Annotated in this window: 23 protein-coding genes and 1 tRNA gene; 10 read left to right on the forward strand and 14 right to left on the reverse strand. The window is 57.3% G+C overall.

Annotation, left to right across the window (positions count from 1 at the left end; all coding sequences use genetic code 11):
* Positions 1–8: 8 nt before the first annotated feature.
* Entirely contained in the window at positions 9–782 is a 774-nt protein-coding gene (locus tag CFBP5473_RS07325) for an NAD kinase (RefSeq protein ID WP_027673320.1), read from the reverse strand.
* Between the two features lie 210 nt (positions 783–992).
* Between CFBP5473_RS07325 and CFBP5473_RS07330 the strand changes: the two genes are divergently transcribed.
* Entirely contained in the window at positions 993–1910 is a 918-nt protein-coding gene (locus CFBP5473_RS07330; protein ID WP_027673319.1) for a PhzF family phenazine biosynthesis protein, read from the forward strand.
* A 380-nt stretch (positions 1911–2290) separates the two neighbouring features.
* Positions 2291–2536 carry a hypothetical protein gene (locus CFBP5473_RS07335; protein WP_027673318.1) on the forward strand — a complete coding sequence of 82 codons (246 nt, stop codon included), beginning with the start codon at positions 2291–2293 and terminating at the stop codon, positions 2534–2536.
* Positions 2537–3177: 641 nt separating this feature from the next.
* Here the strand turns inward: CFBP5473_RS07335 and CFBP5473_RS07340 are convergent.
* The 5 genes from CFBP5473_RS07340 to CFBP5473_RS07360 all read right to left on the reverse strand — a co-directional run bounded on the left by CFBP5473_RS07340 (position 3178) and on the right by CFBP5473_RS07360 (position 4781).
* On the reverse strand, positions 3178–3363 hold the full coding sequence (locus CFBP5473_RS07340; RefSeq protein WP_027673317.1) for a hypothetical protein: 186 nt from the start codon (positions 3361–3363) through the stop codon (positions 3178–3180).
* Positions 3364–3494: 131 nt separating this feature from the next.
* Positions 3495–3707 (reverse strand): hypothetical protein, encoded by a 213-nt coding sequence (locus tag CFBP5473_RS07345; protein WP_027673316.1) that lies wholly within the window; start codon positions 3705–3707, stop codon positions 3495–3497.
* Positions 3708–3879: 172 nt separating this feature from the next.
* Positions 3880–4071 (reverse strand): hypothetical protein, encoded by a 192-nt coding sequence (locus CFBP5473_RS07350; protein WP_234881736.1) that lies wholly within the window; start codon positions 4069–4071, stop codon positions 3880–3882.
* A gap of 221 nt (positions 4072–4292) precedes the next feature.
* Positions 4293–4368, reverse strand: a tRNA-Lys gene (locus CFBP5473_RS07355).
* A 158-nt stretch (positions 4369–4526) separates the two neighbouring features.
* Positions 4527–4781 carry a GlsB/YeaQ/YmgE family stress response membrane protein gene (locus CFBP5473_RS07360; RefSeq protein WP_027673314.1) on the reverse strand — a complete coding sequence of 85 codons (255 nt, stop codon included), beginning with the start codon at positions 4779–4781 and terminating at the stop codon, positions 4527–4529.
* A 156-nt stretch (positions 4782–4937) separates the two neighbouring features.
* Between CFBP5473_RS07360 and CFBP5473_RS07365 the strand changes: the two genes are divergently transcribed.
* From CFBP5473_RS07365 to CFBP5473_RS07375, 3 genes are all read left to right on the forward strand, one after another.
* Entirely contained in the window at positions 4938–7511 is a 2574-nt protein-coding gene (locus CFBP5473_RS07365) for a mechanosensitive ion channel family protein (protein ID WP_051441109.1), read from the forward strand.
* Positions 7512–7678: 167 nt separating this feature from the next.
* Entirely contained in the window at positions 7679–10192 is a 2514-nt protein-coding gene (locus CFBP5473_RS07370) for a GcvT family protein (RefSeq protein WP_027673313.1), read from the forward strand.
* Between the two features lie 547 nt (positions 10193–10739).
* Positions 10740–11700, forward strand: a protein-coding gene (locus CFBP5473_RS07375) for an IS630 family transposase (protein WP_169696880.1) whose coding sequence is annotated in 2 segments (ribosomal slippage) — positions 10740–11078 and positions 11080–11700 — 960 coding nt in all. Because the reading frame shifts where the segments join, the coding sequence is not laid out codon by codon here.
* A gap of 87 nt (positions 11701–11787) precedes the next feature.
* On the opposite strand, the gene CFBP5473_RS07380 is transcribed toward CFBP5473_RS07375, so the two are convergent.
* The 8 genes from CFBP5473_RS07380 to CFBP5473_RS25020 form a co-directional block, all read right to left on the reverse strand.
* Positions 11788–13005 (reverse strand): molybdopterin molybdotransferase MoeA, encoded by a 1218-nt coding sequence (locus CFBP5473_RS07380; protein ID WP_027673310.1) that lies wholly within the window; start codon positions 13003–13005, stop codon positions 11788–11790.
* Between the two features lie 300 nt (positions 13006–13305).
* The gene (moaC, locus tag CFBP5473_RS07390) at positions 13306–13788 is read right to left on the reverse strand and encodes a cyclic pyranopterin monophosphate synthase MoaC (protein WP_027673309.1); all 483 of its coding nucleotides are present in this window, start codon (positions 13786–13788) and stop codon (positions 13306–13308) included.
* A complete protein-coding gene (trpC, locus tag CFBP5473_RS07395) occupies positions 13785–14600 on the reverse strand; it encodes an indole-3-glycerol phosphate synthase TrpC (protein WP_027673308.1) in 816 nt (271 codons plus the stop codon). Before trpC ends, moaC begins: the two co-directional genes overlap by 4 nt.
* Entirely contained in the window at positions 14597–15625 is a 1029-nt protein-coding gene (gene trpD, locus CFBP5473_RS07400; protein ID WP_027673307.1) for an anthranilate phosphoribosyltransferase, read from the reverse strand. Before trpD ends, trpC begins: the two co-directional genes overlap by 4 nt.
* Before the next feature lie 20 nt (positions 15626–15645).
* A complete protein-coding gene (locus tag CFBP5473_RS07405) occupies positions 15646–17538 on the reverse strand; it encodes a peptidylprolyl isomerase (RefSeq protein WP_027673306.1) in 1893 nt (630 codons plus the stop codon).
* A 248-nt stretch (positions 17539–17786) separates the two neighbouring features.
* Positions 17787–17921, reverse strand: coding sequence for a hypothetical protein (locus CFBP5473_RS25575; protein WP_268884794.1), 135 nt, complete (start codon positions 17919–17921; stop codon positions 17787–17789).
* Positions 17922–17959: 38 nt separating this feature from the next.
* Positions 17960–18139 (reverse strand): hypothetical protein, encoded by a 180-nt coding sequence (locus CFBP5473_RS07410; protein ID WP_027673305.1) that lies wholly within the window; start codon positions 18137–18139, stop codon positions 17960–17962.
* A 141-nt stretch (positions 18140–18280) separates the two neighbouring features.
* On the reverse strand, positions 18281–18439 hold the full coding sequence (locus CFBP5473_RS25020) for a hypothetical protein (protein WP_157835778.1): 159 nt from the start codon (positions 18437–18439) through the stop codon (positions 18281–18283).
* Positions 18440–18531: 92 nt separating this feature from the next.
* Between CFBP5473_RS25020 and coaD the strand changes: the two genes are divergently transcribed.
* From coaD to tgt, 5 genes are all read left to right on the forward strand, one after another.
* Complete coding sequence (coaD, locus tag CFBP5473_RS07420; protein ID WP_027673304.1) at positions 18532–19026, forward strand: pantetheine-phosphate adenylyltransferase; 495 nt, start codon at positions 18532–18534, stop codon at positions 19024–19026.
* Positions 19027–19054: 28 nt separating this feature from the next.
* Positions 19055–19624, forward strand: a complete 570-nt coding sequence (locus CFBP5473_RS07425) for a peptidylprolyl isomerase (protein WP_027673303.1) — start codon at positions 19055–19057, stop codon at positions 19622–19624.
* A gap of 54 nt (positions 19625–19678) precedes the next feature.
* Positions 19679–20188, forward strand: coding sequence for a peptidylprolyl isomerase (locus CFBP5473_RS07430; protein ID WP_027673302.1), 510 nt, complete (start codon positions 19679–19681; stop codon positions 20186–20188).
* 383 nt (positions 20189–20571) lie between these two features.
* Complete coding sequence (gene queA / locus CFBP5473_RS07435) at positions 20572–21654, forward strand: tRNA preQ1(34) S-adenosylmethionine ribosyltransferase-isomerase QueA (protein WP_027673301.1); 1083 nt, start codon at positions 20572–20574, stop codon at positions 21652–21654.
* Positions 21654–22784 carry a tRNA guanosine(34) transglycosylase Tgt gene (tgt, locus tag CFBP5473_RS07440; protein WP_027673300.1) on the forward strand — a complete coding sequence of 377 codons (1131 nt, stop codon included), beginning with the start codon at positions 21654–21656 and terminating at the stop codon, positions 22782–22784. The genes queA and tgt overlap by 1 nt, the downstream gene beginning before the upstream one ends.
* Positions 22785–22788: the final 4 nt, after the last annotated feature.

Here is a 22788-nt window from a genome sequence, read left to right on the forward strand (position 1 = left end):
TGTTTTCATCAATTCGTAAATTGCTCTGCAAGAATGCGATCCGACCAGGAGCGATCAGGGTCCGATAGAATTCTTGCGGTTCTATCCTGCGACAGCGCGATTTTCACGCTGCGAACGGATTTGACCTCGGTATGGTCTGCCACGGCATTGACTGGGCGCTTTTCGCTCTCATGGACGTGAATTTCCACCGTCACCTTATTCGGAAGCAGCGCGCCGCGCCAGCGTCTGGGTCGAAATGCACTGACGGGGGTCAGCGCAAGAAGCGGCGATTCGAGCGGGAGGATGGGCCCATGGGCGGAGAAGTTGTAGGCCGTGGAGCCCGCAGGCGTCGCCACCATCATGCCATCGCAGACCAGCTCATCCAGCCTCGTCTTGCCGTCCACATCCACGCGAAGCTTTGCCGCCTGGTGCGATTGGCGAAACAGGCTGACCTCATTCATGGCCAGCGCGGAAAACTCTTTTCCGTTCTCGTCGACGGTCGTCATACGCAGCGGGTGAAAATCGTTTCCGGTTGCGATGGCAATGCGTTCGCGAAGGCCCGAAACCCGGTAATCATTCATCAGGAAACCGATTGAGCCACGGTTCATGCCATAGACACGCTTGCCGGAATTCATCGTCTCATTCAGCACCTGCAGCATGAAGCCATCACCGCCCAATGCGACGATGACGTCTGCCTCATCGAAGGATGCGTTGCCATATTCGCTGATAAGCTCTTCGCGGGCTGCCTGCGCGTGATCTGCGGAGGATGCGACGAAGGAAATGCTTTTTACTGAACGCGACATGCCGCCACCCCGTTTGATCAGTTCTTGGTACATGAAGAAATAGTGTTGCGACAAGCTCTTTGCCGGAGAGAAACGAAGCGAGTGTGTCACAGGGCGGGCAGCGCAGCAGTGTTCCACAGCTTCATGCGCGTCGAGAACAAAAATGCTTGCACGCATTTTAGAGGTGCGGCAGGTTCAGCAAATAGATCGAACCGGCGCAAGGAGCGGATTGTGGCCATAAGTTACGGTATCTACGACGTTTTTACGCGGGAGAAACTGGCTGGAAATCCGTTGGCGGTGGTGTTCGATGCAGATGATCTGGACGACGAAAGCATGCAGGCCATTGCCGGGGAGATGAATCTCTCCGAAACGGTTTTCGTCAACAAGTCTACAAATCCAGCTTATGGCGCAGCCCTGCGCATCTTCACACCGGCCACCGAGCTGCCCTTCGCAGGGCACCCGACGGTTGGTGCGGCGATTGCCATTGCGGAGCGAAATCGCGCATCAGGAGCAGGGGATGCGGACATGGTTTCCGTTCTGGAAGAGAAGGTCGGTCCAGTTCGCTGCGCCATCCGGCTGCGAGCGGGAGAGCCGAGTTTTGCCGAGTTCGACCTGCCGCGCAAATCCGCCCGCGTCCAGTTTCCGGTTGATCACGGCAAGCTTGCCGATGCGCTGGGTGTCAGCGAGGCTGCGCTTGGCTTTGAGAATCACGTTCCGTCCATCTGGTCGGCAGGCGTGCCATTCCTCACTGTTCCGCTGCACAATCGCGCTGCGGTGGAGGAGGTGGATTTTGACGCGAATCTTTGGCTGAAATTTGCGCCTTTGGTGGAGGGGCGTATCGCTTCCGCCTATGTGTACTGTCGCGGCGGCGTGCACCACAGCGCGAAGTTCCATGCCCGCATGTTTTCGCCGGATATGGGCATTGCCGAAGATCCGGCAACGGGTGCTGCTGTAGCAGCCTTATCCGGCGCCATTAAAGCCTTTGATGGCCTTGCCGACGGGCATTACCCGTTATTGGTAGAGCAGGGCGTAGAGATGGGACGTCCCTCCCATATTCATCTCCACATGGATGTGAAGGAGGGCGAAATTTCCCGCGCCAGGATAGGCGGTCACGCCGTCCGTATCGCTTCTGGTCATCTCGATCTCTGACACACGTTGACGGCTTCGTGAACGAGTGTTGATCGGGCTTTGCCACACTTATTAACGTCCGAGCGCCTTCCACAGGAACAAAAGTAAATTTTCTCCGTTCTTTCTTCCAAGAAGGAGAAAGTGACATGAAGTCGCAAAGCAGTTCCGATAGCCGGAGAGTTATTGAAGCCGCAAATAAGGCTTCTGCAACTACATACAAGCCAATCATCATTCCGTTGAGAGGCACCTATGTAGCTATGATCTTTCGAAGAAGCTGCCGCAACCCGCTCAATACACTGAAGAATTAGTCTTCCTGCATTCGGGTTAGCACCAAATAGTGATTATTCACGCAATCGATTAACAACTATACTCGAAACCATAAATAGCGAAGGGAGAATGACATGAAGGAAGTTCTCATTATCGCCGCTGCCTTAGGTATTTCCGCCAGTGCGGCGCTTGCAGAATGCGGCGACAAAACCGGGATCAATGCATCGATCCCAGTCGATAGAGAATTCAAGACAGCCAGCATCACACCACCGACCGAGCCAGCCCAAAAGCCGACGCTGATCCTGAAAAAGACGGATCGTCTGCCAGGCGCCACGGCGGCGGTCGTGGCATCGCCACAAAGCGCGATGGAACGCATGTAATAGCAATATAACGGCCGACACCACTCGTTACACTGAAAATCCCGTGCGAAGCAATCGTGCGGGATTTTTGGTGGCTGGGAGTCGGCGTGATTGAATATTGTTCGAGTCTCCACCGATAATTCACCTACGGAGATATTGTGCGCTAAAGCGGGTCGCAGAGAACAGGCGCCTCTGCGACCGACTGCAGTCCAGTCAAGTTGACTAGCGCTGCACAGTTGCCCAAGTCGATTATGTCAACGGCTCCACTCCCTCTCCGTCATCTTCGGGCTTGGCCCACTACAGTCCGGTTTGGATTCCTGAGCCCTTTATGCAAAGCCAGAGGCTTGAGAAAAGACGGTCAATCCACCCGCACCGTCATCCCGCACTTGATGCGGGATCCAGCCAGACCAAGTCCTTGGTCTGGAAGACTCGTTCGACGCGCAGACGCGCGTCTACTGGACCCCGCATCAAGTGCGGGGTGACGGCTGGGGAGCTATTCTCGCCCCAAACTACCCACCCAGTTTAAACCGGACAGAAGTGGGACAAGTCCGAGGATGATAGAGGCGGGTCTTGCGACCCTCATCGCCTCCCGGCAAATATCGTTCTCCCATATCTCGCATGAAAGTCATCGATTAATTGAGGGCAATTAAACGCGAGAGGCTTTAGGCATCCAGTCTCAGCGAAAGCTGCCGTCCGCCATTTTTCTTCAGGATATAAAGCGGACGTGTCGTGATGACTTCGGTTTTCTTCTGGAGTTCGCGGCGGCGCTCCTGCGCGCGCTCTCTCAAGCTTCTGGATTGCGCGACGAGCGTCAGCGCATTTTCAATGGCCTTCTCTGCTGCTGTCATGGCTGCATCTCCTGATTTGTTCTCTATATGTTCTAATTTTAGAGAAATGTCAAGAGACGAGAGAATCGGTGGTGAGAAAAGGAAAAGGCCCGGCAGAGCCGGGCCTTTATTCGATGACAGATTGAGTAGCGTCAGGACAGAGGTCGATCCTCTGCGAAACTGGCTTCGGAGACTTGCCCACTTGCGAGTGCTACGATTGCGAGCACCGCATGCTGACGGTCCCAGCCAGCGCTTTCGGCTTTTTCCAATAGGCCACTGATAGATGGCTCAAGGGCAAATTGGCATTCGGCCTGGTAATCCATTGTGTCGATTTTCAACGACGGTGGATTGATCAAAGCGCGCATTCAGCACTCCATTCTGGCGCGATATCCTGACCCCCATTTTCAGGACACGCGTGAAATTCAGACACCACGAACGCCCGATATCACGCATGACATCAGGCATCTTTGGACACGAATCCCCCAGCACCAGGCAGATTCTGCCATATGGCTGGCGGTGTCAACCGCCGCGGGGTGGTTATACCCCGCTTTCGCGATCCCTGAACGGGCGTCTGCGCCAGATCAAAAGCGCCATGACATAAAGTGCAAACAGGATGAACCAGGCAAGGGGGAAGGCAAGGAACACGGCGGCGTAACCACACCCGCCCTCGAAGCAGGAGCCGAGCGTGCCCGTCTCGACCATGACGGCAGTCAGGAAAAAGGAAACCACGCCGCTTCCTGCAACACCCGCTATCAACAAAGCTATATTGGTAATCACTCTCATTCTGCCGGATTATGGCGGGGAATAAGACGTCTTTTTGGAAATTGGGAAGAAGATCGGTTTTTTTAACAAACTGTCCGATAGCGTGCAGTAATCCTGCAACGCCAACAAGCCGCCGCGCGCCTAAGGGCGCTGCCAACTCATTGATATATATAGTCTTTGAGGAGATTTGGTGGGTGATGTAGGGCTCGAACCTACGACCCGCTGATTAAGAGTCAGCTGCTCTACCAACTGAGCTAATCACCCGCCGCCCGCCGTCTGGCGGTGTGAGAGGCCGTATAAAGAGGATCATTTGCCTTGTCTAGCGCCAAATCCAATTATTCTGATTTTTTATGACAGAAATTTGGGGCCATATTGAAAAAGGCCCGGAAAACCGGGCCTTTCCACATGCAGAAAAAATTTGCCTATCCGCGTCGGAAAGCTCTGCCGATGGCGATCAGGATACATGCACCGATGAAACCGGCAATCAGGTAGCCGATCCAGCCCGTGAGGACGATACCGAACACCGCCAGGATGGCGTTGGCGACGATGGCACCCACGATCCCGAGAATGATGTTCATGAAAACACCCATATTGCTCTTCATGAATTGTTCAGCGAGCCAACCGGCTATGCCACCAATGATGATTGCGGCGATCCAACCAATACCAGCAGATTCCATGACTTCCCTCCAGTTTTGCGACACGATTAAATTTCGTGATTCTAATGATCGAACGGAAGAGAAGTTCCTTGGTTATTGCGGCGGGCCGTTCTTGAAACGCCATACATGCGGATTATTTTGGCCAAATGATTCGGCAGAAGCAGAAGGGCATTGTTGATGACGTTTTCGATAAGGCAGAACAGATGGCTCCCGTCGCTGCTCTTGTTGCCGGTTTTGTGGATACTTCTCTCATCCTTCGCGCTTGCGCAGGTGACGGATCAGGGCGCAACCAGTGCATCCCTGCCGCTGGTGGAACAGGCCAAGGCCGATCTGGAAAAAACCAAGTCAGCACTTGCCGAAATCAACCAGCAGGTTGACGATGCGAAGGGTGATGACGCGCGCCTTGTCGATCTGAAAGGTCGGGCGGATGATCTCGCGGGAACCGCAAGCTCTACTGTCAGCAGCCTACGCGGGCGTCTCGATGAGATCAACGGTCGCATCACTTCGCTCGGCGATCCTCCCAAGGAAGGTGCGCCACCCGAAGCAAGCGTGGTGACCGACGAACGCACCCGACTGAATTCCGAAAAATCGCAGATCAATGCCGTTCTGGGCGATGCCGAAGCCGTTGCCGGGCGCGCCAACCAGCTTTCCAACACCATCACCTCCATTCGCCGCACTCTGTTTGCCGCGACCCTGTTCAAGCGCACGGAAATCTCGCTTCCTGTTCTGGCCGAAGCGGGCAAGGAATTCGTCGGTGAAATCTCCGCGCTCAGCAGTTCGCTGACAGGCTGGGCGCTGTTCGTCTGGAATTACAAGCGCCTGTCGATGTTCGGTGCGGTTTCGCTCTCGGTTCTGGCCGCATTGCTGTTCCTTGTGGGTGGTTATCGCGTGCTGGGGCACAGAATGGAGCGCCGGGCCTTTTCCGGCGAGCCTTCTTACCTGCGCAGGCTGTCCGTCGCGTTCTGGTCAACGACCGTGCAGTCCATGTCCGTCTTCCTGTTCATGACGGCTTCGGCGTTTTTCCTCGATAATTTCGGGGTGCTGCGTGCGGATATAGCGCCGATCTTTTTCGTGGCCATGTCCGTCATCGCCTTCGTCTATTTCGTATCGCGACTGACCTACGCCATATTTGCACCGACGCAGCCGGAATGGCGGTTGCTGCATGTTTCCAACCGTGGCGCTCACACCATTTCCTCGGCCATGCTCGTCATGGCGATCGTAAATGCGCTCGATTACCTCTTCAGCACCATAAGCGAGACGCTCAATTCCCCGCTGATACTGACGGTGGCAAAGAGCTTCGTGGCATCGATCACCATCGGCGTGATTCTGTTCGCGTTGTCGTTCCTGAAGCCGGTCATAGGCGAGGGAGAGGATGTGGATAATGGCCACAAGCGCATGCCGCGCTGGCTGTCCATTCTGCTGCGCGTTGGCGGACTGCTTCTGATCGGCGCCTGTTTGACGGGATATGTGGGCTTTGCCCGTTTCCTCGCAACACAGATCGTCGCGACGGGTGCTGTGGTTGCCACCATCTACATTGGCATCCTTTCCGGCAAGGCCATTTCCAAGCAGGGCGTGTTTGCAGAAACGCTGGTGGGCCGCTATCTCGGTCGCCGCTTCGGCCTGGGGCCGGTGCCGCTGGATCAGGCCGGTCTTGCTGCGGGGCTCGGAATTTACGGTATCGCGCTTGCCTTCGGCGTGCCGCTCATTCTCTTCTCCTGGGGCTTCCAGCCGGGCGATATCGAAAGCTGGGCTTACCGGCTGCTGACCGGCTTTACCGTTGGCAACACGTCCATTTCGCTGATCAGCATCTTTAGCGGCATCATGGTTTTCGTGGTCGGCTATGCCGTCACGCGCTGGTTCCAGAGGTGGCTTGACCGCAACGTCATGGCGCGCGGCCAGGTAGATGCAGGGGTGCGAAACTCGGTCGGAACCGGCATCGGCTATCTCGGCATCGTCGTTGCTGCCATTTTCGGTATCTCGTCGGCGGGGCTTGATCTGTCCAGCCTTGCCCTCGTGGCATCCGCGCTTTCGGTCGGTATCGGTTTCGGTCTTCAGAACATCGTTTCCAACTTCGTCTCGGGCCTCATCCTTCTGGTGGAGCGTCCGTTCAAGGTTGGTGACTGGGTGGTGACAGGCGCCGTGGAAGGCACGGTAAAGCGGCTTTCGGTCCGCGCGACGGAGATTGAGACCTTCCGTGGGCAGTCGATCATCGTTCCCAACTCGGAGTTCATCAACTCCTCCGTGGGTAACTGGACGCACAGAAACCGCATTCAGCGTGCCGAAATTCCGGTGTCGGTCGCTTACGATACGGATCCGCAGAAGGTGATGGATATTCTGTTGGAGCTTGTGAAGAAGCAGACGCCTGTTCTGCGCAACCCGGAACCCCATGTGGAATTCCTGCGCTTCGGTGATTTCTCGCTCGATTTCGAACTGCGCTTCCATCTGGCCGATCTCTCCCACGGTCTAACGGTGAAGAACGGCCTTCGCATGGAAATTCTCAAGCGCTTTCGCGAGGAGGGGATCAGCATTCCCATGCCGCAGCGCAATCTGAATATTCATGTGGAAGGGGAGACCAATCCGCAGGTTCTGGCTGCCCTGTTGGCAGAGGAGGGCGAAAAGGCGGTGGTGTCGCATACCGGCGCTGCAAGCGCTGCCAAGCAGGAGGTTGCAAAGCCTGACAAGGAGGAAGAGCAGCCTGCCGAGGAGCAAAAAGAGGAGCCGAAGGCTTCCGTTGCCAAGCGCCGGGTTTGATCGTCTCGGCAGCTTGAAAATCGTCAAAAGGCTCGCCGTCGCGGCGAGCCTTTTGCATGTCGTAATCAGGCGTTTGAGCGGCGATGCGACATTGCATAGTCTGGCCCATACTGGTTTGCGAAAAGCCGCGTCGACGCGGATAAAACGCCTCAAGGGGAACTATGATTATGAAGACACATGCGCGGGCGGTGGTGATCGGTGGCGGCGTTGTCGGCGTTTCGACGCTCTATCATCTGGCCAAGAAAGGCTGGAGCGATTCCGTTCTGATCGAGCGCAAGGAGCTGACCTCCGGTTCCACATGGCATGCGGCGGGCCTTCTGCCGCTGTTCAACATGAGCTACTCCGTTGGCCAGATCCACAAATATTCGGTCAAGTTCTACGAGGAACTGCAGCAGGAAACCGGCATGAATGTCGGCTTTGCCAAGGTTTCCAACATTCGTCTCGCCCGCACCAAGGATCGCTGGGACGAATATATGTATTATGCCGGCATCGCCGAAACTATCGGCGTGAATTACAAGCTGCTGACGCCAGAGCAGGTGAAGGAAGTCTGGCCGCTTTGCGAGACGGACGGCCTGCTGGGGGCAATTCAGCATCCGGACGATGGCTATATCCAGCCCGCCGATTTGACGCAGGCGCTTGCCAAGGGCGCGCGCGACAAGGGCGCAACGATCTACAGAAACACCACGGTCACCGCCATCGAGCAGCTTGAGGACGGTCACTGGAAGGTGACGACGGACAAGGGCGAGATCATCGCCGAGCATGTCATCTCTTGTACCGGCAATTTTGCGCGCAAAACCGGGGAAATGGTCGGTATCAACATTCCCGTCATCCCGGTCGAGCATCAATATATCGTCACCGAACCGCATCCGGATATTCTGGAGCGCCGCAGGCAGGGACTGCCGGAAATGGGCGTTCTGCGTGAATCGGACAGTGCCTGGTACATGCGCGAAGAGGCTGGCGGCCTTATCCTCGGGCCTTATGAAGTCGGCGCGCCGGTCTGTTATGTCGATGGTCCTTCCGACCAAAGCGAGTACGAGCTTTTCCAGGAAGAGCTGGACCGCCTCATGCCGCATATCGAAGCGGCCATCACTCGCGTCCCCGCTTTCGGCGAAGTGGGCATCAAGAAGGTCTATAATGGCGCAATCGCCTATACGCCGGATGGCAACCCCATTGTTGGACCGGCCCCGGGCCTGAAGAATTTCTGGCTGAACGAAGGCCACTCCTTCGGTATCACTGCTGCCGGTGGCGCGGGCTGGCAGTTGGCCGAATGGATCGTCGATGGCGAGCCGACGCTCGACCTCACCGGCGTCGACCCGCGCCGCTTCGGCCCCTATGCGACGGAAGGCTACCTCATTGCCAAGAACGAGGAAGCCTATGCCAACGTCTTCACCATGCATTACCCGGATGAGGAACGCTCTGCTGCCCGTCCGCTGAAGACGACGCCGGTCTATGATCGGCTGAAGAAGCTCGGTGGGGTCTTCGGCTCCGTTTACGGCTGGGAGCGCGCCAACTGGTATGCACCAGAAGGCTATGCGCTGAAAGAAGAAGAGCTCGGTGTCGGCGCGGATGTCATCACCAACCATAATTATGCGCCTGCGCTTGATGATGGCCGTATCGTGGAGAAATGGTCCTTCCGCCGCTCGAACTATTTCGAGCATGTCGGCAACGAGGTGAAAAACGTTCACCAGAATGTTGGCGTGCTCGATATGTCCTCTTTCGCCAAGATGGAGGTTTCCGGGCCGGGGGCTCGGGCATGGCTGGAATCCATTCTGGCCAATGCCTTGCCCAAGAAGCGCGGTCGCATCGCGCTAACCCATCTGTTGACGCCGAATGGCGGCGTGAAGGCGGAATTCACCGTCTATGAATGGGCGCCGGGCCGCTTCTATCTGGTTTCCGCCGGTGGCCTTGAGACCGTCGACCACGACACGCTGCGACGTCTGGCGCCAACGGATGGCTCCGTCATCCTCCAGCCCATCACGCAGAAATACGGCGTTCTGGTTCTGGCCGGTCCAAAGTCCCGCGATCTGTTGAAGAAGCTGACCCGCACCAGCCTTGAGAACAAGGATTTCCCCTGGCTGACCGCCAAGCAGATTTCTGTCGGCGTCGCGACAGCGCATGCGCTCCGCGTCAACTTCGTCGGTGAACTGGGCTGGGAACTGCATCACCCGATCGAGATGCAGAACTACATCTTCGACCGACTGATGGAAGCCGGTGCCGAATTCGGCATCAAGCCTTTCGGTATCCGAGCCATGGTGTCCATGTCACTGGAAAAATCCTACCGCAACATGGGCCGCGAACTCTCCGTGGAATACAACGCTTACTCATCCGGCCTCGACCGTTTCATCAAGCCGGAGAAGCCATTCATCGGTCGCGATGCACTCGTGGCTGGCAAGGAGAAGGGTCTGCCATGGATTTTCTCCACGCTCATCGTCAGCGGCAATACGACGGTTGATGCACGCGGATCGGAAGCAATCCTGAACGAAGCCGGAGACGTAGTCGGCCGCGCCACCAGCGGCGGCTTCGGCTGGCGCATCGGCAAATCGCTGGCACTTGCCATGCTTTCACCGGACTACGCTGCGGTTGGCACCAAGCTGAAGATCAAGATCCTCGGAGATCACTACGATGCCGAGGTGGTGGGAGAAAGCCCATTCGATCCGGATAACGCCGCGTTGCGGGCGTGAGGATGGCAAGTTCACTTTCGTCATCCTCGGGGCTGTCCCGATGATCTGCAAACGATTGATTGTATTGATGTTGGCGGATCCTCGGCACAAGGCCACTACTGTCCGGTTTAGATTCCTGAGCCCTTTATGCAAGGCCAGAGGCTTAATAAGAGACGGTAAATCCGCCCGCAACCGTCATCCTCGGCCTTGTGCCGAGGATCTACCAACGTGAACAAAATCAATCGGTTGCAGATCCTCGGGACAAGCCCGAGGATGACGAAGGTGGGTCTTGCGACGCTCATCGCTCCCCCGGCAAATATCGTCTCTCATAACGACGTCAAAATCGCAGAAAAACTTCCAAAGTGGACCAGGACCAATGGCTTAAGGCTACTCCGAAAATCTAAAACGGACAGTAGTGGCACAAAGCCGAGGATGACGGTCGAGGGTGGATTGGCCATTTCCCACCTCTTTAGCTTATAGTCTGTCAGCGATACATTGAATCGTGTTCGGATTCCCATTTATTTGAATTTGTGATTCAACGTCATTGCTGGAATGGAGGTCAGTAGTGATGGTGCATCCCCTTTCTCTTGATTTGCGCATGCGTATTGCAGCAGCTTTGAGTGACGGTATGACTGTTCGTGCTGCTGCGGTGCGATTTGGAGTATCGACGGCCACGGCAGTTCGGATAGGACAGCGAGCGCGCTCAGGCAAAGGCTTGATGCCTGCGAAGATCGGCGGCTACGTCAAGCCGATCTTGAGGGGCGACGCAGCAGATGCGGTGCGTCAACGGCTTGTGGCCAAATCTGACTGGACAGTGCGTGCGCTGTCTGCGGATTTGAAAGCTGCGGGGATCAGTGTCTCCCACGACACGATTTGGCGCTTCCTGCGCAGCGAAGGCAAAACCTTTAAAAAAAACACTGGTGGCATGCGAACAGGACAGGCCGAAGGTTGCCCGGTTCCGAGCGCGCTGGAAGACACATCAGCACCGACTTGATCCCGATCGTCTTGTCTTCATTGACGAAACCTGGGTTAAGACCAACATGACCCGCACCTACGGCTGGAGCCAGCGCGGCGAACCGCTCATCGCAAAAGTGCCACATGGTCACTGGAAAACGCTGACCTTTCTGGCTGGTCTGCGTCGCAATAGTATTATTGCTCCTTTTGTCCTTGACGGTCCCATTAACAGCCTTGCCTTCACTGCCTGGGTCGAACAATCCCTCGTTCCTACCCTCAAGCCTCGTGATATCGTCATTCTCGACAATTTGGGCAGTCACAAAGGTAAGCCAGCACGCGATGCGATCCGCGATGTCGGTGCCCACCTCTTCTTCCTGCCGCCCTACAGTCCTGATCTCAATCCTATCGAAATGATGTTTGCAAAACTCAAGGCACTTGTCAGAAAAGCCGAAGAACGAACTGTTGAAACAACATGGAGGCGCATTGGAAAACTCCTCACGGCATTTTCACCACAAGAATGCGCGAACTATCTAAGGCATGCAGGATATGGTCAAACTAAACCTGACAGACTCTAGCATTAGTTGCTCAGAAATCTAAGACCGAGAATGAGGTAGAGAATAGCGCCTCCACTTCGGTCTCCATGCACCAATGGAAGCCTCGGCTCAATCCCGCAAACGTATAGCCGAACACTCCGCACCCGCAGGCAACTCGGGCGCGTTCGGAGGACGGATGAGGAGGCAGTCGGAATTGGTCATGATCTTCATCATGGATGAATCCTGTTTGGTGAAGACCTCTGCGATGGGCGTGCCGTTTTCGTCGCCTGTGATGCGGGCGCGTAGGTAGTCTTGTCGGATGTCGTTGGCTTTCAAATCAGTCGTGGTTATGACGGTGATTTCGCGCGAGCGGTGGGGGTGGTGGCTGAGCTTGTTGATCAGTGGTTCCAGGAACAAGAGGCTGCAAACGAGGCTTGCCACCGGGTTTCCGGGAAGGCCGAGAACTTGCATGGTGCCGATGGTGCCCACCATTAGAGGTTTGCCCGGGCGCATGGCGATTCGCCAGAAATCGAGATCCATGCCCTGCGCCTTCAGCGCCGCTTGTACGAGATCGTGGTCTCCGACGGAGGCGCCGCCGAGTGTGACGAGGACGTCCGCCTTGGCGGCGATGGCCTTGTCTATAGCTGCCTGGATCAATGTGTCGTCATCCGCAACGATGCCGAGATCGAGAATTTCCGCACCGGCCTTGCGCGCAAGTGCTGCGACACCGAAAGTGTTGGAGGCGATGATCTGCGCTTCGTTTGGTGTGCCGCCCGGCGGTACCAGTTCGTCACCGGTAGCGAGCAGCGCTACGACTGGTTTGCGATAGACCGGAAGCTCCGCGTGGTTCGTGGCTGCGGCAAGAGTGACATCGGCAAAGCTCAACCGCGTTCCTGCCTCCAGCACTGCTTCGCCCAGCATGAAGTCCTGGCCTCGTGGGCGAATATGTCTCCCGGCGGTGACGGGGAAGGTTGTGCGGATGCGACCGCCCTCCAGAACCTCGGCATCTTCCTGAATGAGCACCGCGTCCGCCCCTTCCGGCACCGGAGCGCCAGTGAAAATGCGCACGGTCTGACCCGGCCCAACACTACCCGCGAAAGCATGCCCTGCAGAGGCTGTGCCGATGACCGTCAGTTCCGATCCCACATCGCTCGCGTCGGCTGCGCGCAGGGCGTAGCCATCCATGGCGGATGAGTGGAATGGTGGCTGTGTGAGGCGAGCTTCCAGCTGTCGCGCCAGCACCCGGCCTTCTGCGTTCGAAAGGGCGATGCTTTCGGTGGTTGAGACCGGCTTGGCTGCGCTCAGCAGTCTGTCCAGTGCTTCAGCGACGGGGAGAAGGGGCTTCATGGGGTTCCTCTTTTCAGGAGTACGACCGACTCAACGATATGCTTGCGGAATGTTCGTGGTGAGAAGGTCATCAACACGCCGTCCCTTTCCCCATGTTTGTCACGCGGATCCAATCGACGCTCGTCTGCGCGGCGAGAGACTCCTCTCAGCCCATAGACATGGGCTGGCTGGATCCCTGTGACAAGCACAGGAATGAGGGAAATAAAAAAAGCTCCTAGCTGCTTAGAACACGCTCCAAACTAAGGCTTATTGCGTCTTTACTTCCTGTGGAATCCAAAGACTACACATGGTCTTTCTTCGCTAAGCCCGGTAATCGCCAGACTTACCACCGCTCTTTTCCAGCAACCGGATCGAGCCGATTTCCATGCCTTTATCCGCAGCTTTCGCCATGTCGTAAATCGTCAGGCAGGCCACGGAGACGGCGGTGAGTGCTTCCATTTCCACGCCCGTCTTGCCGCTGAGTTTTACGGTGGCCTGCACGCGCAGGCCGGGGAGGGCAGCATCCTCGGAAATATCGACTGCGACTTTCGTCAGCATCAAGGGATGGCAAAGCGGGATGAGATTGGGGGTCTGCTTGGCGGCCATGATGCCGGCAAGCCGCGCCGTGCCGATGACATCGCCTTTCTTGGCATTGCCTTCGCGGATCAGCGTCAGCGTTTCCGGCTTCATCTTGACGAAACCTTCGGCGACCGCAACGCGCACCGTCTCCGCCTTTTCTCCGACATCGACCATATGGGCTTCACCGGATGCGCCGATATGGGTGAGTTTCGGGGCGTCGCTCATTCGGCTGCCAGAACGCCGGGCTGGCCGGTGAGGAGCGCGCGTGTGGCGGCAGTTACATCTTCCTTGCGCATCAGGCTCTCGCCAACAAGGAAGGTGCTGATGTTGCACTTCTGCAAGCGAGTGCAATCGTCGTGGGTGAAGATACCACTTTCGCCGACGAGCAGCTTGTCGGATGGCACCATTCTGGCAAGGCGCTCGCTGGTTTCGAGGCTGACGTCGAAGGTGCGCAGGTTGCGATTGTTGATGCCGAGAAGGGGCGAGGCAAGCTTCAACGCCCGCTCCGTTTCTTCCTCGTCATGCACCTCGACCAGAACATCCATGCCAAGCGAGAAAGCTTCATCTTCGAGACGCTTTGCCTCGTCGTCGGAAAGCGACGCCATGATCAGCAGAATGCAATCAGCACCCCAGGCGCGCGCTTCGTGAACCTGATAGGTTTCGAACATGAAATCCTTGCGCAGTGCGGGCAGGGCGCAGGCATTGCGTGCGGCGGTGAGGAATTCTGGTGCGCCTTGAAAACTTGGCGTATCCGTAAGCACGGACAGGCAGGCCGCACCGCCCGCTTCGTAGGCTTTTGCCAGTGCCGGAGGATCGAAATCCGGGCGGATAAGACCCTTGGATGGGCTGGCCTTCTTGATTTCCGCGATCAGGCCGAAAGCGCCTTCGGATTGCTTGCGCTTCAGTGCATCGTAAAAGCCGCGCGGCGCGGTCTGGTCCGCCGCCATCGCCTTGAGGTCCGCCAGAGAGGTCTTTGCCTTCGCGGCTGCAATTTCTTCGCGCTTGTAGGCTTCGATCTTTTTGAGGATGTCGCTCATTGTTCTTCGCCCTGATATTCGTTGGAAACCGCGACCAGCCGGTCCAGTGCGGCAGCGGCTTTACCTTCATCCAGAGACTGGCTTGCGATTCTCATTCCGTCGCTCAGCGTTTCCGCCTTGCCAGCAACCACGAGTGCGGCAGCGGCATTGCAGAGTGACACATCTCTATAGGCGTTTTTGTGGCCGGAAAGCACGTCGCGAAGCGCCTTGGCATTGGCAATGCCATCGCCGCCTTTCAGGTCGTTAATGGTTGCGGGCTCAACGCCGAAATCCTTTGGCGTCAGATCGAAGCTGCGGATTTTTCCGTCTTCCAGCGCGGTCACATGGGTCACGCCCGTCGTCGTGATTTCGTCCATGCCATCGCCATGGACGACCCAGATCGATTCGGAGCCGAGATCACGCAAGACCTCGGCGATAGGGTTCAGCCAGCGCGGCGAAAACACGCCGAGAAGCTGGCGCTTGGTTCCAGCGGGGTTCGAAAGCGGCCCTAGCAGATTGAAAATCGTGCGCGTTCCAAGCTCCACGCGGGTAGGCCCGACGTGGCGCATGGCCGAGTGATGGAGCTGCGCGAACATGAAGCCGAGCCCGGCCTCGTTGATGCAGCGGCTGATCAGTTCGGGGCCGATATCGAGCTTCACGCCAAGCGCGGAAAGGGCATCCGCCGTGCCGGATTTGGAGCTCAGCGCCTTGTTGCCGTGCTTGGCAACGGGCAGGCCCGTGCCGGCAACGATGATGGAGGCGAGGGTGGAGATGTTGTAGGTGCCGAGCCCGTCGCCACCCGTTCCAACGATATCCACTGCATGGGCGGGGGCCGAAACGGGAAGCATGCGCGCGCGCATGGAGGCGACGGCACCGACGATCTCGTCCACCGTTTCGCCGCGCACGCGCAGGGCCAGAAGAAAGCCGCCGATCTGAGAAGGCGTGGCTTCGCCAGACATCAGAATGTCGAAGGCCTGTCGGGCCTCATCCCGGTTCAGGCTTTCGCCATTTGCCACCTTGGCAATCAGCGGCTTCAAATCGGCCATGTGGCTCTTCCCCCGGATTATCAGTATGCGGTCATGGCCTGATCTGCGACGGCCTGATTGATCGTCACACCATAGTCATTCTGCAAACGGTTGACCATCTGATCCAGCATGTCGTCGCCAGCGGCCTTCGCCATGGCAGTGACCTGCTGGTCGTTGTTGTCGAGTGCATCTGCGGGCGCGCCGGTGTTGACTTCCGTGACCTTGAACAGGATGCGACCGGAGCCATCGGCGTTGACAGCCGCACCGACCAGACCTTCAGCACCGGCAAAGACCGCCGCTACGGCCTGCTGGCCTATAAGCGCGTCTTCGCTGTTGCGGCGAAGGCCCATCTTGGTTTCGACAGCCAGACCCATTTCACCGGCAATCGTCTGAAGGGTTTCGCCCTTTTCGACGCGTGCCTTCAATTCGTCAGCTTTGGCGGCAAGCGCCGTGCGCTGCTGCTCAGCCGTCCAGTCGGCAACGACGCGGTCACGAACTTCGTCCAGCGTGCGGTCGCGTGGCGGGATGATCTGGTCGACATCGAACCACACATAGCCTTCGCGACCGATATTGACGGCAGGCGCTTCCGTGCCAGGTTCGGTCTTGAACACCTCGGTCAGGAGGGCAGGGGTCGGCAGACCTTCGACGGGGTTGCCCTTTTCGTCTTCGCCGTTCGTGTCGATGGCGTTGATCGTGACCGGCTTGAGGTTCAGCTGCGTGGCTGCATCGGCAAGCGAGGAACCACCGCCGCGCAGGTCTTCGTAGCGGTCGTGAACGTTGTTCAGTTCCTCGGCAGCGTTGGCGGTTGCCAGCTCCGTGCGGATTTCTTCCTTCGCCTCATCGAGCGTCTTCGTGGAATCGCCCTTGATGCCGGTGACGCGCAGAATGACGGGGCCGAAAGCGCCATCCACAACCTGCGAAATGCCGCCATCCTTCTGAACCGCGAATGCGGCATCGGCAAGCGAAGCGTCCGGCACGGTATCCTTGGTGAATTCGCCCAGCAGCACGTCGGCTGGCTGCTTGCCCTGATCCTTCACGACCTGATCGTAAGTGGTGGTGCCAGCGCGAATCTGAGTCGCCGCGGCTTCCGCCATTTCCTTGTTCGGGAAGACCAGCTGCTCGATGGTACGACGACCGGCAGTCCGGAATCTCTCAGGGTTCTTCTGGTAATAATCCTGAACCTGTAGGTCCGTAATCGCGTCCTGATTGGCAATATCGGAAGGCTCAAGCTTGACGTAGGTGAACTTGCGATATTCCGGTGCGCGGTACTGGCCCTTGTTCTTCTCGAACCATGCGGCCAGCACGTCGTCCGTCGGTGCCTTGACCGGGTCGATATTGGCGTTGGACAGCAGAATATATTCAATGGAGCGCTGTTCGTTGCGATACTGCTTCAGCGCATCGACAAGAACCTGCGGAGCAGCAAAGCCGTCCGAAATCGCATCCACGATCTGACCGCGAACGGCAACTTTGCTGCGTTCCTTGACGTAATCGTCTTCATTAAAGCCCGCGCCGCGCAGACGCTGGCTGAAAAGCTGGCGGTCGAACTGGCCCGTGGGCGACTTGAAGGCCGGGTCATCGGCGATGAGGTTTGCCAGACGATCTTCGGAAAGGCCGAGATTCATCTTGTCCGCAAGCTCATCCAGTGCCGCACCGGCAGCAAGCTGGCTGAAGACCTGACGGTCGATGCCGAAAGCCTTGGCCTGCTCCGTCGTCAGACGCGTGCCGAATTGCTGGCCGATCTCCGCCATCTGGCGCTGATAGGCGAAACGAAACTCGTTCGGCGTCACGGTCTGGTCGCCCACCGTCATGACGGCATGAGAGTTGCTCGAGACAAGCGATGCCGAAACGCCCCAGACGCCGAAGGAAACGACGAGGAGGAGAAGGAGCAGCTTTGCCGCCAGAGTTCGAGAAGCATTTCTCAGGGAATCGAGCATCGTTATGCAAACCTCACAATATGCGCCCGTTTTACGCCGGGTCTATCGGGGTTCCTTAAATGAATCAAAATGGAAATTGAAGGGCAAATCCCTTGAAAAACGGCGGTTAAGCAAACGGCTGCGTGAACAAGAGCGTGAGAAGACGAGGAAGATCATACCGAGTTTATGTCACAGACGCTAAAAAGCCGCCCTGATAAACAGAGCGGCTTCTGATTTCTGCTGACAATGACCTTGACGCGAATCTGCGATCAGAACGCTTTGCTGCGCTCGATCAGTTCCTTGAAATCCTCATCTTCCTTGCGCAGTTCAGAAACGACTGAGACTACGGATGCCACGAACATTACGCTGATCAAGGCTGAAAGCACTGTCAAAACTGTAATCATGGCATTTCACTCCGGGAAGTTTGAGGTTCCCCGTTAGCTCAGTAGTAGTTCATATACTGATAACGGGAGGTGAGCTGCGGAAATTCCGGGCCCTGCTGCTGTGGCTTCTGCGCGTAAAGGCTGAACGTGGTTGCTACCATGGCGATAACCAACATCGTCCAGGCTGTGCTGATCACGCCGATTTTAGCCGAAGTAGACTGTTTTTCTTTCGCAAACATGTGTCCGTTCCTTTAACTGCAGCCTGAACGCACACCTCGATTCGAGGTTCCGCGTCATTGTTAAAAATCGATTAGCATCGCGCCTCTGAAGCTTGCTTGAATGCTGCGTTCATCTGGCGTTCAGAAAATCGGCAGTTCACGTCAATCCATGAAGACATATTCAACGACGAAGGATGTCGCGATTGTCAGGATCATCATGAAGGCCAGCATTTTCTTCTCCGACCGGGTTACAACCCGCTTGCTTTCGATGCTGACGGTTATAACAGGGCGCTTTGAAGCTGTGCTGAATGGCCCATTCATCCGACATTCACCCGGACGTTTCAGGTATTAGTCTTGCGAAACGCGGACTTACATGACAAAAGGCGGACTATAACGGAAGTATCGAGAGCGGTATGACGATTGCTTTTTATCCCGGATCTTTCGATCCGATGACGAACGGACATCTGGATGTGCTCATCCAGTCGTTGAACGTGGCGTCTGAAGTGATCGTGGCGATCGGCGTTCATCCGGGCAAGGCGCCGATGTTCACCTTCGAAGAGCGCGCCGAACTCATCCGCCACTCGCTGGAAGAGGTTCTGCCGGGCAAGGCGGAACGCCTCCGGGTCGTTTCCTTCAGCAATCTGGTGGTGGATGCCGCGCGGGAACATGGGGCCACGCTTCTGGTTCGCGGATTGCGGGATGGCACCGATCTCGATTACGAAATGCAGATGGCCGGAATGAACAGGCAGATGGCGCCGGACATTCAGACCGTATTTCTGCCCGCCGGAACGGCATCGCGGCCCATTACCGCCACATTGGTCCGCCAGATCGCGGCTATGGGCGGCAATGTGGAAGCCTTTGTGCCCAAAGCCGTGCTCGAAGCCCTTAATACGAAGCTGAAACGCTAGTTTCGGCATATCAGTGGAGCTAATCCGAATGAAATTGCTTAAAGTTGCCATTGCAGGCGCAATGTTCGTCAGCGCGCTGAGCGCCAGCACCATCGCCTCTGCGGCGGATTTTCTGAACATCCAGTTGAAGGACGGCACGGTCGTTGTTCAACTGGCGCCGGAAGTCGCGCCCAAGCACGTTGCGCAGATCGAAGCGCTGGCAAAGAAGGGCGCTTATGATGGCGTTGCCTTCCACCGCGTCATTCCCGGCTTCATGGCCCAGACGGGCGATGTTCAATATGGCAACATGAACAAGGATTTCGATGCACGCCGCGCCGGAACCGGCGGTTCGGACCTGCCTGATCTGCCTGCCGAGTTCTCCAAGACTCCGTTCGAACGCGGCACTGTCGGCATGGCCCGTTCGCAGAACCCGAATTCCGCCAACTCTCAGTTCTTCATCATGTTCGATCAGGGCGCTTTCCTGAACGGCCAGTACACGGTCGTCGGCAAGGTCGTGTCCGGCATGGAATTCGTGGACAAGATCAAGAAGGGCGAGGGCAGCAACGGTGAAGTTTCCAGCCCCGACCGCATGGTCAAGGTCACCGTTACCAAGAAATAACATCGGGCGTTTCGCCCAAATAGCCCTTCGGGGCTCATAGCAAGGAGAGATATCATGGCCGAGATCAAGGATCCGGAAAACACCCTCATCATGGAAACGACGACTGGTAAGGTTGTCATCCAGCTTCTGCCGGATGTTGCGCCGGGTCACGTTGCGCGCATCAAGGAACTGGTTTCCGAACAGGCTTATGACGGCGTTGTTTTCCACCGCGTGATTGCAGACTTCATGGCGCAGACGGGCGACGTCAAGTTCGGCAAGAAGGGCTCTTCCGATTTCAACCCGGCACGCGCTGGCATGGGCGGCTCCGAAAAGGAAGACCTGAAGGCTGAATTCTCCGCCATTCCGCACATTCGCGGCACCTGCTCCATGGCCCGTTCGCAGAGCCCGAACTCCGCCAACTCGCAGTTCTTCATCTGCTTCACGGATGCTCCGTGGCTGAACAAGCAGTACACGGTCTGGGGTCAGGTCATCGAAGGCATGGAAGCCATCGACAAGATCAAGAAGGGTGAGCCTGTCAAGGATCCCGATTCCATCGTCTCCATCCGCCTTGCTTCTGCGGCCTGAGCGTAAGATATAGATAATGAGCCCGCCTCGTAGATTGCTGCGGGGCGGGTTTTGATTGAAAGGGGCGTTCCCCATCGGGCGTCATCCTCGGGCTTGACCCGAGGATCCATTCCGCGCCGTCGTGGATCCTCGGGTCAAGCCCGAGGATGACGTTGAGTAAGGAGCGACCTTGTCATTCACATTACCCGCCCGCATCTCGATGCAAAGCGGGTTTCAATATTTTGCAAGTTCCCTCATTCCTGTGCTTGTCACAGGAATCCAGCCAGCCCAGTCTTGGGCTGAAAGAGTCCTTCCGACGCGCAGACGCGCGTCGACTGGATTCCTGTGACAAGCACAGGAATGAGGGAGCTTGAAGCATGCCTTTGAACTTTAAGAGCCAGTAAATGCGTGTAGACCTGTTCGATTTCGATCTCCCCGAGGAGAACATCGCCCTGCGCCCCGCGAACCCGCGGGATAGCGCGCGTCTTCTCGTGGTAGATCCGAACACGGACCGCATGACCGACCATCAGGTTTTCGACCTGCCGACATTTCTGAAGCCCGGCGATGCGCTGGTGTTCAATGATACGCGCGTCATCCCGGCCCAGCTGGAAGGCGTCCGGTTGCGTGAAGGCGCGCAGGAAACAGCCGTTTCCGCCACGCTGCACATGCGCGCAGATGCCAGCCGCTGGAAAGCCTTTGCGCGGCCCGGCAAGCGTATCAAGCAGGGTGACCGGATCCGTTTTGGTTATGAGCGCGACAACGCTTGCGGTCTGGCTTTCCTTGAGGCGACAGTGGAAGAGAAGGGCGACGAGGGCGAGATTACGCTGCTGTTCGATGTCTCTGGTCCTGCTCTGGATGAGGCCATCGCTTCCGTCGGTCATATTCCCCTGCCGCCTTACATTGCCGCAAAACGCCCGGAAGATGCGCAGGACCAGACGGATTACCAGACGATCTACGCTCGCGAGAAAGGTGCCGTCGCTGCACCCACCGCCGGGCTGCATTTCACGCCTGCGCTGTTCGAAGCGCTGGATAAGGCAGGCATCGAGCGGCACTTCGTGACGCTGCATGTGGGCGCGGGCACATTCCTGCCGGTGAAGGCGGATGATACCGCAGACCACAAGATGCACCTCGAAATCGGCTATGTTTCAGAAGAGACTGCGGAGAAGCTGAACGCCGTCAAGGCGAGGGGCGGGCGCATCATCTGCGTTGGCACGACCTCTCTGCGGCTGATCGAAAGTGCGGCTGGCGATGACGGGCAGATCTTGCCTTGGTCCGGTGCGACCGGCATCTTCATCACGCCGGGATATCGTTTCAAGGCGGTCGATATTCTGATGACCAATTTTCACCTGCCGAAATCCACGCTGTTCATGCTGGTTTCGGCCTTCTGCGGACTGGAAACGATGCGCGCGGCCTATGCCCATGCCATCGAAACCGGCTACCGCTTCTATTCCTATGGCGATTCCAGCCTGCTGTTTCGGAAAATCTGATGCAAGAGAACTTCACTTTCACCCTCAAAGCAACCAGCGGCGGCGCTCGCCTCGGCGAAGTGGCGATGCCGCGCGGTGTTATCCGCACGCCTGCCTTCATGCCGGTTGGCACGGTTGGCACCGTCAAGGCCATGTATCTCGATCAGGTGCGTGAACTCGGCGCTGACGTCATTCTGGGCAACACCTATCACCTGATGCTGCGCCCCGGCCCGGAGCGCGTGGCGCGTCTGGGTGGTCTTCATGAGTTGATCCGCTGGCCGCACCCGATCCTCACCGATAGCGGCGGTTTCCAAGTGATGTCGCTTTCTGGCCTGCGCAAGCTGGACGAGAAGGGCGTGACCTTCAAGAGCCACGTCGACGGTTCGCTGCACCATATGTCGCCGGAGCGCTCCATCGAAATTCAGGGAATGCTCGATTCGGATATTCAGATGCAGCTCGATGAATGCGTGGCGCTGCCTGCCGAGCGCAAGGAAATCGAGCGCGCTATGGAAATGTCGCTGCGTTGGGCCGAACGCTGCCGCGTTGCCTTTGGCGAGCAGCCGGGCAAGGCCATGTTCGGCATCGTGCAGGGCGGTGACCAGCCGGATCTGCGCATTCGCTCTGCCGAGGGGCTGAAGCAGCTCGATCTCAAGGGCTATGCCGTGGGCGGTCTTGCCGTGGGTGAGCCGCAGGATGTGATGCTGTCGATGCTGGACACGACGCTGCCGGTGCTGCCAACAGAAAAGCCCCGCTACCTGATGGGCGTAGGTACACCGGACGATATTCTGAAATCCGTCGCGCGTGGTATCGACATGTTCGACTGCGTTATGCCGACCCGTTCCGGTCGTCACGGTCTGGCCTTCACCCGCCGTGGTCGTGTGAACATTCGCAACGCCCGCCATGCGGAAGACATGCGCCCGCTGGACGAGCAGTCCAACTGCCCGGCTTCGCGCGATTACTCTCGCGCTTACCTGCACCATCTCGCCCGCTCCAACGAAGCGCTGGGCGGCATGTTGTTGTCCTGGCACAATCTGGCCTATTATCAGGAGCTGATGCAGGGGATTCGCAAATCGATCGAAGAAGGTCGTTTTCCGGATTTCTACGCGGAGACCATTGAAATGTGGGCGAAAGGCGATATCGATCCGGTGTGAGATT

This window comes from Agrobacterium larrymoorei (genome assembly GCF_005145045.1).
GTDB classification, from domain to species: Bacteria; Pseudomonadota; Alphaproteobacteria; order Rhizobiales; family Rhizobiaceae; genus Agrobacterium; species Agrobacterium larrymoorei.

Coding starts and splice junctions, on each gene's coding strand:
- CFBP5473_RS07410 (WP_027673305.1), bottom strand. CDS start 18,139: ATGTTTGCGAAAGAAAAACAGTCTACTTCGGCTAAAATCGGCGTGATC.
- CFBP5473_RS07365 (WP_051441109.1), top strand. CDS start 4,938: ATGACGTTTTCGATAAGGCAGAACAGATGGCTCCCGTCGCTGCTCTTG.
- CFBP5473_RS07380 (WP_027673310.1), bottom strand. CDS start 13,005: ATGAAGCCCCTTCTCCCCGTCGCTGAAGCACTGGACAGACTGCTGAGC.
- queA (WP_027673301.1), top strand. CDS start 20,572: ATGCGTGTAGACCTGTTCGATTTCGATCTCCCCGAGGAGAACATCGCC.
- coaD (WP_027673304.1), top strand. CDS start 18,532: ATGACGATTGCTTTTTATCCCGGATCTTTCGATCCGATGACGAACGGA.
- moaC (WP_027673309.1), bottom strand. CDS start 13,788: ATGAGCGACGCCCCGAAACTCACCCATATCGGCGCATCCGGTGAAGCC.
- CFBP5473_RS07430 (WP_027673302.1), top strand. CDS start 19,679: ATGGCCGAGATCAAGGATCCGGAAAACACCCTCATCATGGAAACGACG.
- tgt (WP_027673300.1), top strand. CDS start 21,654: ATGCAAGAGAACTTCACTTTCACCCTCAAAGCAACCAGCGGCGGCGCT.
- CFBP5473_RS07335 (WP_027673318.1), top strand. CDS start 2,291: ATGAAGGAAGTTCTCATTATCGCCGCTGCCTTAGGTATTTCCGCCAGT.
- trpD (WP_027673307.1), bottom strand. CDS start 15,625: ATGGCCGATTTGAAGCCGCTGATTGCCAAGGTGGCAAATGGCGAAAGC.
- CFBP5473_RS07405 (WP_027673306.1), bottom strand. CDS start 17,538: ATGCTCGATTCCCTGAGAAATGCTTCTCGAACTCTGGCGGCAAAGCTG.
- trpC (WP_027673308.1), bottom strand. CDS start 14,600: ATGAGCGACATCCTCAAAAAGATCGAAGCCTACAAGCGCGAAGAAATT.
- CFBP5473_RS07425 (WP_027673303.1), top strand. CDS start 19,055: ATGAAATTGCTTAAAGTTGCCATTGCAGGCGCAATGTTCGTCAGCGCG.
- CFBP5473_RS07360 (WP_027673314.1), bottom strand. CDS start 4,781: ATGGAATCTGCTGGTATTGGTTGGATCGCCGCAATCATCATTGGTGGC.
- CFBP5473_RS07325 (WP_027673320.1), bottom strand. CDS start 782: ATGTCGCGTTCAGTAAAAAGCATTTCCTTCGTCGCATCCTCCGCAGAT.
- CFBP5473_RS07340 (WP_027673317.1), bottom strand. CDS start 3,363: ATGACAGCAGCAGAGAAGGCCATTGAAAATGCGCTGACGCTCGTCGCG.
- CFBP5473_RS07370 (WP_027673313.1), top strand. CDS start 7,679: ATGAAGACACATGCGCGGGCGGTGGTGATCGGTGGCGGCGTTGTCGGC.
- CFBP5473_RS07345 (WP_027673316.1), bottom strand. CDS start 3,707: ATGCGCGCTTTGATCAATCCACCGTCGTTGAAAATCGACACAATGGAT.
- CFBP5473_RS25575 (WP_268884794.1), bottom strand. CDS start 17,921: ATGATTACAGTTTTGACAGTGCTTTCAGCCTTGATCAGCGTAATGTTC.
- CFBP5473_RS25020 (WP_157835778.1), bottom strand. CDS start 18,439: ATGAATGGGCCATTCAGCACAGCTTCAAAGCGCCCTGTTATAACCGTC.